This window comes from Gluconacetobacter asukensis (assembly GCF_014174375.1).
In the GTDB taxonomy this organism is placed as follows: domain Bacteria; phylum Pseudomonadota; class Alphaproteobacteria; order Acetobacterales; family Acetobacteraceae; genus Gluconacetobacter; species Gluconacetobacter asukensis.
On record NZ_JABEQE010000013.1, the window covers coordinates 38682 to 54364 of the forward strand.

The following is a 15683-nucleotide window of genomic DNA, read 5'->3' on the forward strand; positions in this document are numbered from 1 at the left end:
GCGGAGCGCATCCCTGCCCTGACTTGTTCTCCGGGCTCCAGCAACATTATGTTAAAAATACCCATTCACGACGAAAAGGATGTCAGACATGCGGATTGTGGCCTCGCTGGCGGTTGTGGCAGCACTCGGTTCCGTGCCTTCGCTGTCGCATGCCGCGCCGCTGCATGCGGCGTGGGAGAAATTCAAGGCCGGTCGGGCGATGCATCATCTTTCCAATGACGGAGAGCGAGCGCTGGCCGACATCGTGACTGCCCGCCAGCTTGTTGCGCAGGGGAAGGTGGATCAGGCGGTGCCGCCCCTTTATGACGCGCAGAAGCGGCTGGAGGCCGCCCGCAAGGCCGAGAAACGCTACAACGCGGCGGAAAGCGCGCTTCAGCCCGCGCCGCAGCATCCGCTGCCGCCGACGCATCAGCCGGTGACGACGCCGACTGATTGGGTACCGGTGGGTGGCGAGTTCATCGCCAGTGACATTCTGGCGCCCGAGAAGAAGGCGGCGGTCGCGTCGGCCAACGCCCAGCTGAAGGCAGGCGACAGCAAGGCCGCGGCCCAGACGATGCAGGTCGTGGGCGAGGATGTCGATTTCATCGTCGCGCTGGCGCCGCTGGGCCAGACGGAAGGCGCGGTCAACCGGGCGACGGTGTTCGTCGAGGGCCGCCAGCCGAAGCAGGCGGCCGAGGCGCTGGACCAGGCGCTGGACGGAATTGTCTTCGTCTCGCAGGATTTCATTGAGACCCTGACGCCGACCGCCCCGGCGCCCTCGGCGCAGCCGGCGAAGAAATAATCACCGCGGCGGCCGGGGCGGACGGCGTTCGCCCCCGTGCTTGCGTCTTCCGCCTGTCCGGCGTTAGTGGATAGGCGGATTTGCAGTGAACGAGGTGGCCGGACCGTGAACGGGCGGGACGCGATCAGGAAGGAGCGGCCGGGATGGGGCCGCTGGACGGTCGCCTTGCTCGTGCTGTGCGGCTATCTCGGCTTGCTGGGCATTCAGGCGCGCGCGCTGCCCGGCGAGATGCCCCGGGCCACGCTGGAGCGTCTGACGGGCATTCATCTGACGCCGCCACCCGCGTCCAACATGTGTGATGACATGCCCGGTATGGCGATGGCCGGCATGCCGGGGTCGGGCGACCGGTCGCATGGCCATGCGCCGGACAATGATGCCTGCCCGCTTTGCCCGCTTCTGCACCTGTCGCTGGTTGTGCTGCCGGTTGTGCTGGCGGCACTCTGTCTCCTGCACCGGCTGGTGCGGGTGCGCTACAGCCCGGCCCGGCCGCGTGCGCCGCCGATGCGGCGGGCCCTTTTGCGGCCCCCGGCCATTGGGCCGCCCTTGACGATCTGAGAGATTTTTCAGCGATCGTGCCGCCGCATGCCCGTAGGGGGTGGCCTGTACGATCCTGAACCGTCTCCGCGCATGACGCGCCCATGGCCTGCGTACGGGGAAACCGGTGCGCGTGGCCCGTGGGCTGTGGTTCTCTCTCAGATCAGGTTTCTGTCATGACAGATCATGTCCGGTCCTTGTGGATCGGTGCCGTGGCGTGCGGCTGGGCCGTCGCCGGCGGGTTGACCGTTGTTCCTGCGTGGGCGGACCAGGCCGTGTCCGCGCCGATATCCTCTCAATCCTCATCTGCCGGAGCGGCGGGCGAGTTCATTACCGTCAACGGCGTACGGCGGCCGGCGGGGCATAGTGCGGATACGAGCGCCCTGCTGTCTCATGCGTTGGGGTTCAGCAGTTATGCGGCCGGTGGCGTGTCGGCGCTGCCGGTGCTGAACGGGATGGCGGATGACCGGGTGGCGACCTTTGTGGACGGGATGCGGATTGCCTCAGCCTGTCCCAATCACATGAATCCGGCGATGTCCTATATCGATCCGGACAGCGTGGCGTCGGTGATCGCCACCGCCGGGGTCACCTCGGTCAGCCAGGGGGGCGACAGTACCGGGGGGACGGTCTCGGTCGAGCGGCGCGATCCGCAATTTGCCAAGGCCGGGGTGCTTCTCGTCACCGGCCGGCTGCGGGGGGATTATCGCAGCAATGGAGGCGGGTCCGGCGCGTCGGGGTCGGTGACGGTGGCGAACGACCTGCTGAGCCTGCGCTATACCGGCTCCTACAGCCATGCCAGCGATTACCATGCCGGCGGTGACGGGCCGCGCGTGCGGTCGACCAGTTATCTGAGCTTCAACCATGCCTTCACGCTGGGCGTGCACAAGGACAATCATCTGCTGGCGCTGACGGTCGGGCAGCAGGATATTCCGTATGAGGGTTTTCCGAATCAATACATGGATATGACCAACAACCGGTCGACCTTCGTGAACGGCAAGTACAAGGGCGATTTCGACTGGGGCACGCTGGAGGCGCGGGGATTCTGGCAACGGGTGGATCATGTCATGGACATGATGTCGGACAAGGGTGGGCATACGGCCTCGACGGGCATGCCGATGAATACCGATGCGCGGACGGCGGGCTATGCGATCAAGGCGACGATTCCGCTTGGCCGGCGGCATGAACTGGGCCTGGGGAGTTCGTTCGACCATAACGGGTTGAACGATTGGTGGCCGCCGCTGGCGGGCAGCATGATGATGGGGCCGAATACCTATCATAACGTCAATAACGGGTATCGGGACCGGCTGGGCCATTACATCGAATGGAAGGCGCAGTGGCTGCCGCGCTTGTCCACCGAACTGGGGATGCGCAGTGACCTGGTGATGATGAATACCGGCCCGGTCGCGCCCTATTCCTGGACCGAGATGATGAGCATGGCCGATGTCATGGCGGCGCGGCAGTTCAATGCGGCCTCGCGCGGGCGGACCGATACCAATTTCGATGTCACGGCGCTGGTGCACTGGCATCCGCTCGACAGTCTGATGGTCGAGGGCGGGTATGCGCGCAAGACGCGCTCGCCCAATTTGTACGAACGTTATGCCTGGGGCAGGGGGGCGATGGCGAGCAGCATGATCGGCTGGTTCGGCGACGGGAACGGCTATGTCGGCAACCTGGGCCTGACGCCGGAGATTGCCAATACCGCCAGCATGACGATCACGTGGCATGACCCGCGCGATCAGGCGTGGCTGCTGAAAATCCAGCCCTACTACACATACACGCATCATTATATCAACGTGATGCGTATCGGGGCGCTTTCGAACGGCCTGTCGCAATTGCAGTTCGTCAACCACGATGCGCGGAGCTACGGCATCAACGGCTCGGCCTTTGCGCGGCTATGGCGGAGCGACGTGTTCGGCACCGGCGAGGTGCAGGCCAACCTCAACTGGGTGCGCGGGCAGGATCTGGTGACGCATTCCGGCCTTTATCATCAGATGCCGGCCAACGGCACGATTGCGCTGCACGAGATTTATGAGAACTGGACCGGTCGCGTCGAGGTAACGCTGGTCAAGGCCAAGGACACGGTCGACTGGCTGCGGCATGAGCCGCGCACGCCGGGTTATGCGTTGCTGGGATTGGGCGGGAGCTATCGGTGGCGGAATCTTACGCTCGATGCCAGCATCGATAACGTGCTGGACCAGAAATATGATCTGCCGCTCGGGGGGCTTTCGCTGGGCGATTACAAGGCGACGGGCGTGCTGGGGGCGCTGCCCGGATTGGGGCGCTCTTACAATCTGAGCCTGACGGCGACGTTCTGATGGGCCGGATCAGCCGAAACGGAAACCGGACAGGGCCTTGCCCATGATGGTGTCGCTGTAATCGCGCTGCCCCGGGTCCTGTCCCGCTGCCCCCGCCGCGAGCATCAGCGGCAGCAGATGTTCGGGGCGGGGATGGCATTGAAGGGCGCCGGGGGCACGGTCCCAGTGTAGCAGGGCCTGGTACCGTTCTTCCGGCGGCGCTTCCACGGCTTGGGCCAGCCAGTCGTCGAAGGCGCGTGCGGCGGCGTCTGACGCCGGGTCGGGCTCCATGAAATGCGCGAGATTATGGTAGGTCATGCCGGTGGCGGCGATCAGAACGTTCTGGTCGCGCAGGGGGCGCAGCGCGGCGCCGACCTGCATTTCGGCTTCCGCATTCATGTCGCGGCGCAGGGACAGTTCCACGATCGGGATATCGGCCTGTTCGAAGGCGAGCATGAAGGGGATGAAGACGCCGTGGTCGAAACCCCGGGCCGGGTCCTCGGCATTCGCGATTCCTGCGACATCCAAGAGGGCCCGCACCCGTGCTGCCAGTGCCGGTGCGCCGGGGGCGGGATAGCGCAGCCGGTAGGTGTGGGCGGGGAAACCGTAATAATCGTAGATCAGCGGAGGATGTGTTGCGGAGGTGACGGTCGGCACGTCCGTTTCCCAGTGGCCCGAGACCGCGAGGATGGCGTCGGGGCGGCAGGGCAGTGTCGCGGCCAGCCCGCGCAGATAGGCGGCCATGCGGTCCCAGGTGTCCGGCCAGTCCATGAAGAAGCAGGGGCCGCCGCCATGGGGCAGGAACAGGACCGGCTGACGCGCGGAGGCGGCGCCGGCCTGGGGGGCGTGGGCTTGCGATTCCATGATGTGCTCCTGATGGGTGAGGGGCCGCCGCGTTTTGTCATGGTTCGGGCGGTGCGATAAAGCCCGGAGCGGCAGGTTTCCCGCTTGTGCGGATGAATTTTTTACGTCTCGCCCAGGAACAGGGCTTTCTCCTTCTCCACCTCGCGGCGGAGCAGGGTGCAGAGATGGTGGATGCGGCGGGTGCCGCGTTCGTCGGCGCGGGTGACCAGCCAGTAGATGCGACGCAGGGTCATCGTCTCGGGCAGGACGCGCACCAGTTGGGGCCGGGTGGCGGCGACGAAGGCCGGGAGGACGGCGAGGCAGACGCCGGAACAGGCGGCCTCCATCTGGGCATGGATGCTGGAGTTCTGAATCCGTACCGCCCGCGCGGGAATGCCCATGGCGCCCTGATAATCAAGTTCGCGCGTGAAGAGGAGTTCGTCGACGTAACCGGCGAACATGTGCTCGGCCAGGTCCTCGCGCGCGTGGATGGGGGCGTGGCGGGCCAGATAGTCGGGGCTGGCGTAGATGAACAGTCGGTATTCGCCCAGTTCCTCGCCCGCGAAGCGGTTGCCGTTGGGTGGGGTCAGCGTGATGGCGATATCGGCGTGGCGGCGGGCGAGGGAGACGATCTGCTGGATGGTCTCCATTTCCACCGTCAGGCCGGGATTGTTGGCCAGCAGCAGGCCGATCCGGGGGGGCGAGGAAGAAATTGGCGAATCCCTCCAGCGCGCTGATGCGGATGGTGCCGGACAGGCCGCCTTCGCCGGTCTCGGTAATGCGGCCGGCTTCCTTGTCCATGCCCTCGACTGCTGCCAGCAGCCGTTCACCTTGTCGTGTCATCGCGTAGCCGCGCAGATGCCGTTCGAACAGCGAGGCGTCCATGGATTGCTCCAGGGACTGGATGTGGCGCCCCACCGTCGCATGGTCCACGCCGAGTTGGCGGCCCGCCACCGACAGCGATCCGCCGCGCGCGACCGCCAGAAAATACTGCAGGTCGCGCCAATCCAGTCCACGCTTCATGCGCGTCGTTCCCCATGATCCCGCACACCGGGCTGTTCGGTACCGTGCAGATTTGCACAGCCCATGGGCGAAAACGCCTAATTTTCGTGCGAGCGTCTTCGCGTTAGCCCAGAGACAACATCAACAAGAAGAGGCGCCGCCGATGAGGCGGACGAAGAGGCTGTCTGAAAAGTCGGCCTGCCGAGCGAGAGGCCGCGTAGCGGCACGGCCGGTGTGTGTTTCCGAGTATCGGAGCGGAGCGGCCCTGATGGAAGTGGGCATCGAAGCACAGGAAACGCGGGTCGGATCGCCGGTGGAGTGACTTTGCAAACAGCCTCGAAGCCTCTCCGGCCGATCAGGAGTCCTGCCCATGACAGCCTTATCCTTGCCTCCCTTCGTCCGCCTTGGCGGCGGCGCGCTCGATGAATTGCCGGCCGCGCTGCGCCAGGCGGGGCTCCGGGCGCCGTTCATCATCACCGACCGTTTCATGGCGGCCTCCGGCGTGCTGGAGCGGGTGCATGCGCTGTTGAGCGGGGAGGAGTTCGAGATGCGCGCCTTCACCGACACCGTGCCCGACCCGACGGTGGCCTGTGTGGAGGCCGCGCTGGCGATGTTGCGCGAGGGCGCGCATGATTGCGTGATCGGGCTGGGAGGCGGCAGCCCCATCGATACGGCGAAGATGGTCGCCGTGCTGGCGGTGCATGACACCACGCCGGCGCGGCTGAAGGCGCCGTTCGTGCAGGATGCGCCGGGGCTGCCGATCATCGCCATCCCGACCACCGCCGGCACCGGGTCCGAGGCCACGCGTGTGACTGTCATCACCGACGAAGCGACGGACGAGAAGATGCTGTGCATGGGGGCGGCCTATCAGCCCCGGATCGCCATCGTCGATTATGAGCTGACCCTGTCGATGCCGCCGCGCCTGACGGCGGATACCGGGATCGATGCCCTGACCCACGCGCTGGAAGCCTATGTCTCGCGCAAGGCCAGCCCGTTTACCGATGCGCTGGCACTGACGGCGATGAAGCGCATCTGGACCCATCTGCCTGCCTGCTGCGTCGAGCCCGGCAATCGGGAGGCCCGTGCCGCCGTGATGGAGGGGGCGTTCGAGGCCGGAATGGCGTTCTCCAATGCATCGGTGGCGCTGGTGCATGGGATGAGCCGGCCGATCGGGGCGCATTTCCATGTCGCGCACGGTTTGTCCAACGCGATGCTGTTGCCCGAGATTACGGCGTGGTCGCTGTCCGGGGCGCCGGGGCGGTATGCCGGATGCGCCCGGGCCATGGGCATTGTTGGGGGGGAAGCGTCCGATGCGGTGGCCGGCGAGGCGCTGGTGGGGGCGCTGCGGGCGCGCAATGCGGAACTGGGGGTGCCGTCGCCGCAATCCTTCGGGCTGGATGCCGCCCGTTGGGACAATCTGCTACCGCTGATGGCCGATCAGGCGCTGGCCTCGGGCTCGCCCGCGAATAATCCGCGCGTGCCGACCGCGACCGAGATCGTGGACCTTTATCGCCGCGTCTGGGCGTGACCCCCTCAGAAAACGGGAGCGACCATCATGCAGGATTCGCACGCTGCCGCCCGGCCGATGTATGGGCTGGTCTTCGCCTCCAGCGTCGGCACCATTATCGAATGGTACGATTTCTTCCTTTATGGAAGCCTGGCCATCTTCTTTTCGAAATTGTTCTACCCGCCGCAGGATGGAACGGCGGCGACGCTGATCAGTGTCGCGACCTTCGCGACCGGGTTTGCCGTCCGTCCGCTCGGCAGCCTGATCTTCGGCCATCTGGGGGACCGGTTCGGGCGCAAGGTCACGTTTCTGGCCACGCTGCTGATCATGGGCTGTTCAACCGCCGCCATCGGCTTTCTGCCCACTTATGCCTCGGCGGGTTATCTGGCGCCGGTGCTGCTGATCTCGCTGCGCATCGTCCAGGGGCTGGCGCTGGGTGGAGAATATGGCGGGGCGGCCACCTACGTTGCGGAACATGCGCCGGCCCATGAGCGGGGCAAGTGGGCCAGCTATATCCAGGCCATGGCGTCGGGCGGGTTTGTGCTGTCGCTGGCCATGGTGCTGGGCCTGCGCCTGGGGCTGGGTGAGGAAAGCTTCGGCGCCTGGGGGTGGCGCCTGCCGTTCCTGGTTTCGATCGTGCTGGTCGGCGTGTCGTTTCGTATTCGCATGCGGCTGCATGAATCGCCGGTCTTTCTGAACATGCAGAAGAATAAGCAGCTTTCCGCATCGCCGATCCGCGACGCGTTCACGATTCCGGGCAATGCGCGGCGGATCGTGACCTTCCTGTTCGGTGTGGCCTGCGCGCAGGCGATCACCTTCTATACCGCGCAGTTCTATGCGCTCTATTTCCTGCAAAGCGTCATGCATGTGGATTTCCTGTCCGCCACGCTGGCGGTTGCCGCGGGGGCCCTGTGCGGGCTGCCGTTCTTCATCGTCTTCGGCGCGCTGTCGGACCGGGTCGGGCGCAAGCGTTTGTCACTGTGCGGGATGGCGGCGGCGGTTGTTTTCTATCTGCCGATGTTCATGCTGCTGCGTTCTGCGGTGCATGGCACCACGATCGATTTCCTGCCTGTCGCGGCGACCGTGTTCCTGCTGGTGGTGATTGCCGCCATGATCTACGGGCCGTATGGCGCCTTCATCGTCGAGAGCTTTCCGCCTTCGGTCCGCTATACGTCGATTTCCATTCCCTACCATATCGGCAACGGGATTTTCGGTGGGTTCCTGCCGCTGATCGGTCTCAGCCTGGTCAATATCACCGGGAATGTCTTCGCGGGGCTGCTTTATCCGATCGCAGTCTGCATCGTCGGCTTTCTTGTCACCCTTTTCTTCGTGCCTGAAACGCTGCCGGTCGGGCGTGACCGGAAGCGTGAGGCGGCTTCGCTGTCCTGTGACGCGCTGGTCCCGGATTCCGGGTCGCAGATCTGAACACCAATACACATATGAAGGATCGAGATCATGAAGATCATTCCTCACGTTATCGATGGTCGACACAGCGAGGGCGACGGGAAGGGGCGTGCCGATGTGTTCAACCCGGCGACGGGTTCCGTGGCGGCGCAGGTCGTGCTGGGGGGGCAGAGCGACCTGGAAGCGGCGATTGACGCAGCGCGCCGTGCCTTTCCCGCCTGGGCGGAGACGCCGCCGCTGACGCGCGCGCGCATCCTGTTCCGGGTGCGGGACCTGATCGAGGCGCGCATGGACCAGTTGGCCGCCACGATTACGGCCGAGCATGGCAAGATCCTTTCGGACGCCCAGGGCGAGGTCACGCGCGGGTTGGAAGTGGTGGAATATGCTACCGCCGCGCCGGAGTTGCTGAAGGGCGAGTTCACCGAGCAGGTCAGTCGCGGGATCGACGCCCACACCATGCGCCAGCCGCTGGGGGTCGTGGCCGGCATCACGCCGTTCAACTTCCCGGTCATGGTGCCGCTGTGGATGGCACCGATGGCGCTGGCGACCGGCAATTGCTTTATCCTGAAGCCGTCCGAGCGCGATCCGTCCGCCGCCGTGCTGCTGGCCGACATCTTCAAGGAAGCCGGGCTGCCGGACGGGGTGTTCCAGGTGGTGCAGGGCGACAAGGAGATGGTCAATGCCATCCTTGAGCATCGCGGCATCGAAGCGGTCAGCTTTGTCGGTTCCACGCCCATCGCCAGGCACGTCTATGCCACGGGGACCGCGGCCGGCAAGCGTGTGCAGGCGCTGGGCGGGGCGAAAAACCATGCTGTCATCATGCCGGATTGCGATTTGGACCGTGCGGTGGATGCACTGGTGGGGGCGGCCTACGGCTCGGCGGGCGAACGCTGCATGGCGATTTCGGTCGCCGTGGCGGTGGGGCCGGTGGCCGATGCGCTGGTGAGCAAGCTGGCCGAGCGGGCCCGTTCGCTGAAGATCGGTCAGGGCACCGACAACAGCAACGAGATGGGGCCGCTGATCAGCGGCCAGCATCTGGCGCGCGTACACGCGCTGGTCGATGCCGGGGTGGAGCAGGGGGCAACCCTGGTCGTCGACGGGCGCGACCATGTCGTGGCCGGGCATGAGAAGGGGTTCTTCATCGGCGGGTCGCTGTTCGACCATGTGACGGCGGATATGACGATCTATCGGGAGGAGATCTTCGGCCCGGTACTGTGTGTGGTGCGCGTGCCGGATTTCGACAGCGCGCTGACGCTGATCAATGAAAGCCCCTATGGCAACGGCACCGCGATCTTTACCCGCGACGGCGATGCCGCCCGCGTGTTCACCCATGGGGTGAAGGCGGGCATGATCGGCGTGAACGTGCCCATTCCGGTGCCGATGGCCTTTCACTCGTTCGGGGGTTGGAAGGATTCGCTCTTCGGTGACCATCATATGCACGGGCCGGAGGGTGTGCGCTTCTTTACACGCATGAAGGCGGTGACTACCCGCTGGCCGACGGGTATTCGCTCGGGCGCGGAATTCGCGATGCCGACGCACGGCTGACATGGGCGCGGGCCGGGTTGCGTGGAGGCGCGCCCGGCCCGGCATGGCGGCGTAAAAAGACTTTTCAATTGGAAATTACTGTCTGTAAATCCTTTACAGAAATACAGCATGAATACTGGTTTCCGGCTTCCGGCATGAGGGGTGATGGCGTTAAGCCTTGTGACGCCACGCTTCCCAAGAATAACGGAAACCGTCACATGTCATATCAGGAATCGGCAACCGCCAAGCTCAACCAGATCATCCAGGCCAAGCAGGGCACCTGGGGCGGGATCAATCCCGACTATGTCGTGCGCATGCGTCTGCAGAACCGTTTTCAGACGGGGTTGGACATCGCGCGCTACACGGCCGCCATCATGCGTCAGGACATGGCTGCCTATGACGCCGATCCGGCGCAGTACACCCAGTCGCTGGGGGCTTGGCACGGTTTCATCGCGCAGCAGCAGATGATCTCGGTGAAGAAGCATTTCGGGTCGCTGAAGGGCCGCTACCTGTATCTGTCGGGCTGGATGGTCGCCGCACTGCGCTCGGAATTCGGCCCGCTGCCCGACCAGTCGATGCATGAGAAGACGGCGGTGCCGGCGCTGATCGAGGAAATCTACACCTTCCTGCGCCAGGCGGATGCCCGCGAGCTGGGGGGGCTGTTCCGCGACCTCGACGCCGCGCGTGAAGCCGGCGATGCGGCGCGCGAGGCCGAGATCCAGGCGAAGATCGACAATCACCAGACCCATATCGTGCCGATCATCGCCGATATCGACGCGGGTTTCGGCAATGCCGAGGCGACCTACCTGCTGTCGAAGAAGATGATCGAGGCCGGTGCCTGCGCCATCCAGATCGAGAACCAGGTGTCGGACGAAAAGCAGTGCGGCCATCAGGACGGCAAGGTCACGGTGCCGCATGAGGACTTCCTGGCGAAGGTGCGCGCTGTCCGCTACGCGTTCCTGGAACTGGGGGTGGAAGATGGTGTGATCGTCTGTCGCACCGACAGCCTGGGTGCGGGCCTGACCAAGCAGATCGCCTATAGCAGCCAGCCGGGCGATCTGGGCGACCAGTACAATGCCTATCTGGATTGCGAAGAGGTGACTGACGGCACCGTGCGTGACGGCGACGTGATCATTGCCCGCGAAGGCAAGCTGCTGCGTCCGAAGCGGCTGCCCAGCAACCTCTACCAGTTCCGTCACGGAACCGGTGCGGATCGTTGCGTGCTGGACTGCATCACCGCGCTGGAGAATGGTGCCGACCTGCTGTGGATCGAGACGGAAAAGCCGCATATCGAGCAGATTGCCGGCATGATGGATCGTATCCGCGACGCCGTGCCGAATGCCAAGCTGGTCTACAACAACTCGCCGTCCTTCAACTGGACGCTCAATTTCCGCCAGCAGGTCTATGATGCCTGGAAGGAAGAAGGGCGCGACGTGACGGCGTATGACCGCGCGAAGCTGATGGCGCAGAGCTATGACGAGACCGACCTGGCGACGGAGGCCGACCTGCGCATCCGCTCGTTCCAGCGGGATGCGTCGAAGCGGGCCGGCATCTTCCATCACCTGATCACGCTGCCCACCTATCACACGGCGGCGCTGTCGACCGACAATCTCTCCAAGAGATATTTCGGCGAGGAGGGGATGCTGGGTTACGTGCAGAACGTCCAGCGCGAGGAAATCCGCCAGGGGATCGCGTGCGTCAGGCACCAGAACATGGCGGGATCGGACATCGGCGACGATCACAAGGAGTATTTCGCCGGCGAAGCGGCGCTGAAGGCCGGCGGCGCGCATAACACCATGGGGCAGTTCGGCTGAAGCCGGCGCCTCCTGGCGTTGCGGAATAAGAACAAGCAATAACGGTTATTGAAACTGCTGGCCCGGTCTTCCTGATGGAGACCGGGCTTTTTTTTGTGGGTTACGCGACCGGTCGGGGCCGGGCATGTCGTCTGCGGTCGGAGACATGAAAATATACATTTGTATTTCTGTAGAATATGAAACCATGTATATGGATTGATTGTGGAAATCGTGGTGTAAATCATACGGCGGCGTTGACCGATTCATGGTGGCTCACTAGCCTTCCGGCAATTCATTGCGGGAAACCTGCGCGATCCGGTGCGTTCTTGCGGGGAATGGCGCGGAGTGTTCGGTCGATAGTGTCCAGTTTATTGAAAATACGGTCTTTGTTTCTGGCGACGATGGTGCCGGTCATCGGTCTGCCGAGCCTGGCCCGGGCGGCCCCCCATGATGACGAGATTGCGGCGTTGCGACGCGACATGCGGGAAATGCAGCGCGAGATGCGCGATGAGATCAGGGTGCTTCAGGCCCGGATCGCCCGCGACGAGGGCCATGTGCCGCAGGCGCAGGGTACGCATCGGCCGGGAATGCCCCCGCATGGTGCCCATGCCGTGCCGAGGCGGTGGAGCGGGCCGTTGCCCATGATCGGCGCGCCACAGGGGGCGGGCCCGGTGCGGCCTCGCTCGGAGGCGGAAAGCCGGCTGGCCCTGGTGGAAGGGCCGATCCCGTCCTGGGCGGACTTCAGGGCCGCGACGGCGAAGGATGAGAGCGTGCATATCGGTGGCATGCGCATCGGCTTTCCGTCCGGGCGGCCCACGATATCGTCGGATGACGGGGCGTACAGTTTTTCGGTCGGCATGCTGTTGCAGGAAGATATCGGCGGTTTTATCGGCACCGGCGCCAGGGCGGGCGAGGCCAGGGGCAATTTCAACAGCTTTACCGAAAACGGGCGCAGGCTGCGGCTGTATTTCTCCTGGCGGTACAAGGATTGGGTGGTGCATGTCACCCCCGATTTCGGGTCGCTGACCGCCGACGGGTCGGTCGGGCTGTTCGAGGCGAACCTGAATTATACCGGGTTGCGCCATATGACGCTGACGGTTGGCTATTTCCAGCCGCGCATGGACGAGGAAAGTGCGGAACGGCCGGTGGCGTTCGAGTTTCTTGAACGGCCGACCATCGTCGATCTTGCGCGCAACATAGCGGCCGGTGTCGCGCGCTTCAGCGTCGGTGCCGAGCATTACGAGGATCGGTGGCTGGCGGCGCTTTATTTCACCGGGCAGAAATTCGGCGACCGCAACAAGGATACGACGATTACCGACAGCCAGACCGGCGGCGTCGCGCGTATTGTCGGGCGGCCCTATGTCAGCAGGGATGTCGATGTCCATGTCGGGGCCGGTGCGATCAGCGCCTTCAGGGTTAACCAGAATGCGGAGGGCCGGAGTTATACGTTCCGCGACAACGTGGAGGTGCCGCTGGGCGAGACCTCGCTGCTGACATCGGGTGCGTTGTCCAATGTGGCGCAGATCTGGGCGGCCGGTCCGCAACTGGCGGTGCGCTGGCGGCGTTTCCTGCTGAAGGGCGAATATTACCATATCGGCGTGGAACGCAGCCGGGAGGCCGGTGCGGCCCCGCTGCCCTCGCTGGGATTCGACGGATGGTATGTCGCCGCCAATTATACGCTGTTCGGCCGGCCCCGATCCTACAATCCCAGGATCGCCGCGTTTGTCACGCCGGGGGTGGAGCGGGATTTCGATCCGCTGCATGGGGATTGGGGCGCATTGGAACTCAATGGGCGCTGGAGCGTCACGGATCTGTCCGATGTCGCCGATCAGGGCGGCGCGGGGGTTGACGGCAACCAGCAGACGGTCTGGCAGGGGGGCCTGAACTGGTACCCCAACCGCTATTTCAAGTTCATGCTGGATTTCGACCATTTCATCGTCACCCGATCGAAGGGTGTGGCCGGCGGGGTCAATCTGTTCGGGCGGACCGGCAATCTGGTCGTGGGGCGGGTCCAGGCCAGTTTCTGAGGCGGTTTTTTTTCGATGGGATACCGGGTGGGACGTGCCGCCCGCCCATGCCTCTTTTGGATGAGGGCCGGTCCGCCTGAGGCCGCCTTCATATGCGATTAACAACTATAAAAAATAGTGAAATATTCGTGTTGTCGCTCGGACACTGTCCGAATTAAACGAACGAAAACAGTCAATGACGTTTATGACGCTATTGACCGTTAAATTACAACGTGTCATCGATCATTGCGGTTCGCGCTAAGTGCGAAAAATATCGTGAAATATGCCTGCGTGTGCTGGGTCGAGGGTTCGTGGAATATGAGAGAAGGTTTCAAAGTCCGGCGCGTGCTTGCCCTGGCAACGGCCCTGTCCACCAGTTTTCTGCCGGCTCTGGCGGAGGCGGCTTCGCAGGATGACGAAGTCACGGCATTGCGGCGTGAAATGCGGGAGATGCAGCGCCAGATGCGGGACGAGATCCGGGTGCTGCAGGCCCGGATCGCCCGCGATGAGGGCCGGACCGTGTCCGTCACCACCGGCCATGGTGGGGAGAAGGTGCCGCGCGTCGTCCATGCGCATCGCTGGGCCGGTGGTCCGTTGCCCGCGATCGGGGAACCGCAGGGACCGGCTGCCACGCATCGGCCCCGCACGGATGCCGAGACGCGCCTGATCACCCCGGAAGGGCCGATTCCGTCCTGGGCCGAGATCCGGGCCGCGACCGCGCGGGACGAGACCGTGCATGTGGGTGGCATGCAGATCGGCTTTCCGTCCGGGCGGCCCACGATTTCGTCGGACGATGGGGCATACAGTTTCTCGATCGGCCTGACGGCGCAGGAGGATCTGGGGGGCTTTCTCGGCGCCGGGCCCAAGCAGGGCGAGGGGGCCGGCAATTTCAACAAATTCACGCAGAATGCCCGGCGCCTGCGGATCTATTTCTCCTGGCGCTACAAGGATTGGGTGGCGAACGTCACGCCGGAATTCGGCTCCAGCTCGGTGGATGGGTCGGTCAGCCTGTTCGAGGCCAATGCGAACTATACCGGGCTGCGCCATACGACGCTGACCGTCGGCTATTTCCAGCCGCGCATGGAAGAGGAAAGCGCGGAGCGGGCATCGTCGTTCGAGTTCCTCGAGCGCCCGACCATTATCGATCTGGTGCGCAACCTGGCGGGCGGTGTTGCGCGATTCAGCGTCGGCGGCGAGCATTATGAAAATCGCTGGCAGGCGGCGGCCTATTTCACCGGCCAGAAATTCGGCGACCGGAGCAAGGACACGACGATTACCGACAGCCAGACCGGCGCGGTGGCCCGCATCGTCGGCCGGCCCTATGTGACCAAGGATATCGACGTCCATGTCGGGGCCGGCGCGACCAGCGCCTTCAAGGTCAACCAGAATTCAAGCGGCCGCAACTATATGTTCAGCGACAATATGGAGGTGCCGCTGGGCGAGACCTCGCTGCTGACATCGGGGGCGTTGACCAATGTGTCCCAGATCTGGGCGGCTGGTCCGCAATTGGCCTTCCGCTGGCGGAAATTCCTGCTGAAGGGCGAATATTACCATGTGGGCGTGGAGCGCGGGCACAATGCCGGCGCGAGCCCGCTGCCGTCGCTGAATTTCGACGGGTGGTATGTCGCGGCCAACTATACGCTGTTGGGCCGGGGGCGTGGATATAACGTCAAGACCGGTGCCTTCACCACGCCGGGGGTCGAGCATGATTTCGATCCGGCGCGCGGCGATTGGGGCGCGCTGGAACTCAGCGGCCGCTGGAGTGTGGCGGATCTGTCCGATGTCGCCAACCAGGGCGGTGTGGGCGTCAATGGCAACCAGCAGACGGTCTGGGCGGGGGGACTGAACTGGTATCCCAACCAGCATTTCAAGTTCATGCTGGATTTCGACCATTTCATCGTCACCCGGTCGAAGGGTGTGTCCGGCGGGGTGGATCTGCTGGGCCGGACGGGCAATGCCGTCGCCGGGCGGGTGCAGGCCACATTCTGAACGGAC

General features: G+C 64.3%; 11 protein-coding genes and 1 pseudogene. 9 read left to right on the top strand and 3 right to left on the bottom strand.

From position 1 onward, the window contains the following. Positions 1–88: 88 nt before the first annotated feature. The 3 genes from HLH35_RS14325 to HLH35_RS14335 all read left to right on the top strand — a co-directional run bounded on the left by HLH35_RS14325 (position 89) and on the right by HLH35_RS14335 (position 3630). The gene (locus HLH35_RS14325) at positions 89–781 is read left to right on the top strand and encodes a YfdX family protein (RefSeq protein ID WP_182979789.1); all 693 of its coding nucleotides are present in this window, start codon (positions 89–91) and stop codon (positions 779–781) included. Positions 782–886: 105 nt separating this feature from the next. Next, entirely contained in the window at positions 887–1336 is a 450-nt protein-coding gene (locus HLH35_RS14330; protein WP_338029362.1) for a DUF2946 family protein, read from the top strand. 155 nt (positions 1337–1491) lie between these two features. Continuing rightward, positions 1492–3630 carry a TonB-dependent receptor gene (locus HLH35_RS14335; protein ID WP_182979790.1) on the top strand — a complete coding sequence of 713 codons (2139 nt, stop codon included), beginning with the start codon at positions 1492–1494 and terminating at the stop codon, positions 3628–3630. A gap of 9 nt (positions 3631–3639) precedes the next feature. On the opposite strand, the gene HLH35_RS14340 is transcribed toward HLH35_RS14335, so the two are convergent. The 3 genes and pseudogenes from HLH35_RS14340 to HLH35_RS20000 form a co-directional block, all read right to left on the bottom strand. Then, positions 3640–4473, bottom strand: a complete 834-nt coding sequence (locus tag HLH35_RS14340; RefSeq protein ID WP_182979791.1) for a DODA-type extradiol aromatic ring-opening family dioxygenase — start codon at positions 4471–4473, stop codon at positions 3640–3642. Positions 4474–4574: 101 nt separating this feature from the next. After that, positions 4575–5102, bottom strand: coding sequence for a substrate-binding domain-containing protein (locus HLH35_RS19995; RefSeq protein ID WP_246385116.1), 528 nt, complete (start codon positions 5100–5102; stop codon positions 4575–4577). Positions 5103–5337: 235 nt separating this feature from the next. Continuing rightward, positions 5338–5475, bottom strand: a pseudogene (locus HLH35_RS20000) (LysR family transcriptional regulator); the annotation flags it as partial. A gap of 349 nt (positions 5476–5824) precedes the next feature. On the opposite strand from HLH35_RS20000, the gene HLH35_RS14350 reads away from it, so the two are divergent. The 6 genes from HLH35_RS14350 to HLH35_RS14375 all read left to right on the top strand — a co-directional run bounded on the left by HLH35_RS14350 (position 5825) and on the right by HLH35_RS14375 (position 15677). After that, positions 5825–6982: an iron-containing alcohol dehydrogenase gene (locus tag HLH35_RS14350; protein WP_182979792.1), complete on the top strand. Its 1158-nt coding sequence runs from the start codon at positions 5825–5827 to the stop codon at positions 6980–6982. A gap of 27 nt (positions 6983–7009) precedes the next feature. Then, the gene (locus HLH35_RS14355) at positions 7010–8386 is read left to right on the top strand and encodes an MFS transporter (RefSeq protein WP_182979793.1); all 1377 of its coding nucleotides are present in this window, start codon (positions 7010–7012) and stop codon (positions 8384–8386) included. A 30-nt stretch (positions 8387–8416) separates the two neighbouring features. Further along, entirely contained in the window at positions 8417–9910 is a 1494-nt protein-coding gene (locus HLH35_RS14360; protein ID WP_182979794.1) for a CoA-acylating methylmalonate-semialdehyde dehydrogenase, read from the top strand. A 197-nt stretch (positions 9911–10107) separates the two neighbouring features. Beyond that, positions 10108–11703 (top strand): isocitrate lyase, encoded by a 1596-nt coding sequence (locus tag HLH35_RS14365; protein ID WP_182979795.1) that lies wholly within the window; start codon positions 10108–10110, stop codon positions 11701–11703. 314 nt (positions 11704–12017) lie between these two features. Then, positions 12018–13709, top strand: coding sequence for an OprO/OprP family phosphate-selective porin (locus HLH35_RS14370; RefSeq protein ID WP_408870129.1), 1692 nt, complete (start codon positions 12018–12020; stop codon positions 13707–13709). Positions 13710–14006: 297 nt separating this feature from the next. Beyond that, positions 14007–15677, top strand: coding sequence for an OprO/OprP family phosphate-selective porin (locus HLH35_RS14375; RefSeq protein WP_182979796.1), 1671 nt, complete (start codon positions 14007–14009; stop codon positions 15675–15677). Positions 15678–15683: the final 6 nt, after the last annotated feature.

Coding starts and splice junctions, on each gene's coding strand:
- HLH35_RS14325 (WP_182979789.1), top strand. CDS start 89: ATGCGGATTGTGGCCTCGCTGGCGGTTGTGGCAGCACTCGGTTCCGTG.
- HLH35_RS14335 (WP_182979790.1), top strand. CDS start 1,492: ATGACAGATCATGTCCGGTCCTTGTGGATCGGTGCCGTGGCGTGCGGC.
- HLH35_RS14340 (WP_182979791.1), bottom strand. CDS start 4,473: ATGGAATCGCAAGCCCACGCCCCCCAGGCCGGCGCCGCCTCCGCGCGT.
- HLH35_RS19995 (WP_246385116.1), bottom strand. CDS start 5,102: ATGGAGACCATCCAGCAGATCGTCTCCCTCGCCCGCCGCCACGCCGAT.
- HLH35_RS14350 (WP_182979792.1), top strand. CDS start 5,825: ATGACAGCCTTATCCTTGCCTCCCTTCGTCCGCCTTGGCGGCGGCGCG.
- HLH35_RS14355 (WP_182979793.1), top strand. CDS start 7,010: ATGCAGGATTCGCACGCTGCCGCCCGGCCGATGTATGGGCTGGTCTTC.
- HLH35_RS14360 (WP_182979794.1), top strand. CDS start 8,417: ATGAAGATCATTCCTCACGTTATCGATGGTCGACACAGCGAGGGCGAC.
- HLH35_RS14365 (WP_182979795.1), top strand. CDS start 10,108: ATGTCATATCAGGAATCGGCAACCGCCAAGCTCAACCAGATCATCCAG.
- HLH35_RS14370 (WP_408870129.1), top strand. CDS start 12,018: ATGGCGCGGAGTGTTCGGTCGATAGTGTCCAGTTTATTGAAAATACGG.
- HLH35_RS14375 (WP_182979796.1), top strand. CDS start 14,007: ATGAGAGAAGGTTTCAAAGTCCGGCGCGTGCTTGCCCTGGCAACGGCC.